The 1,012-nt window shown below is 65.9% G+C and carries 1 protein-coding gene; it reads left to right on the top strand.

Going from position 1 to position 1,012, the window contains the following annotated elements; all coding sequences use genetic code 11:
• A complete protein-coding gene (gap, locus tag CJ014_RS27225) occupies nucleotides 1-1,011 on the top strand; it encodes a type I glyceraldehyde-3-phosphate dehydrogenase (protein ID WP_100083624.1) in 1,011 nt (336 codons plus the stop codon).
• Nucleotide 1,012: the final 1 nt, after the last annotated feature.

Raw genomic sequence — 1,012 nt, 5'->3', positions numbered from 1 at the left:
ATGGCAGTAAAGGTCGCCATCAACGGCTTTGGTCGTATCGGTCGTAACGTTCTGCGCGCGATCGTCGAGTCCGGCCGCAATGACATCGAGGTTGTCGGCATCAACGACCTCGGCCCGGTCGAGACCAACGCCCACCTGATCCGCTTCGACAGCGTGCACGGCCGCTTCCCGCACGAAGTGACCACCGGCGCCGACTGGATCGACGTCGGCACCGGCAAGATCAAGGTCACCGCCATCAAGGACCCGACCACGCTGCCGTGGAAGGACCTGGGCGTCGACGTCGCTCTCGAATGCACCGGCATCTTCACCGCCAAGGACAAGGCGTCGATGCACCTGACGGCCGGCGCCAAGCGCGTGCTGGTGTCCGCCCCGGCCGACGGCGCCGACCTGACCGTCGTCTACGGCGTCAACGACGACAAGATCACCAAGGATCACATCGTCCTGTCGAACGCCTCGTGCACCACCAACTGCCTGTCGCCGGTCGCCAAGGTGCTCAACGATGTCATCGGCATCGAGAAGGGCTTCATGACGACGATCCACAGCTACACCGGCGACCAGCCGACGCTCGACACGCTGCACAAGGATCTCTACCGCGCCCGCGCCGCCGCCCTGTCGATGATCCCGACCTCCACCGGCGCCGCCAAGGCCGTCGGCCTGGTGCTGCCGGAGCTCAAGGGCAAGCTGGACGGCGTCGCCATCCGCGTGCCGACCCCCAACGTGTCGGTGGTCGACCTGGTGTTCAACGCCAAGCGCGCCACCTCGGTCGCCGAGATCAACGAGGCCATCAAGGCCGCCGCCACCTCCGGTCCGCTGAAGGGCGTGCTCGGCTTCACCGACCAGCCGAACGTGTCGTCCGACTTCAACCACGACCCGCACTCGTCGATCTTCCACCTCGACCAGACCAAGGTGATGGACGGCTCGCTCGTCCGCATCCTCTCCTGGTACGACAACGAGTGGGGCTTCTCCAACCGCATGGCCGACACCGCCGTCGCCATCGGCAAGACCCTCTGAG

Origin of the sequence: Pleomorphomonas carboxyditropha, assembly GCF_002770725.1 — a bacterium.
Lineage (GTDB): Bacteria > Pseudomonadota > Alphaproteobacteria > Rhizobiales > Pleomorphomonadaceae > Pleomorphomonas > Pleomorphomonas carboxyditropha.
The sequence above is the reverse complement of the archived record's forward strand: the minus strand, read 5'-3'. Positions and strand labels throughout refer to the sequence as shown.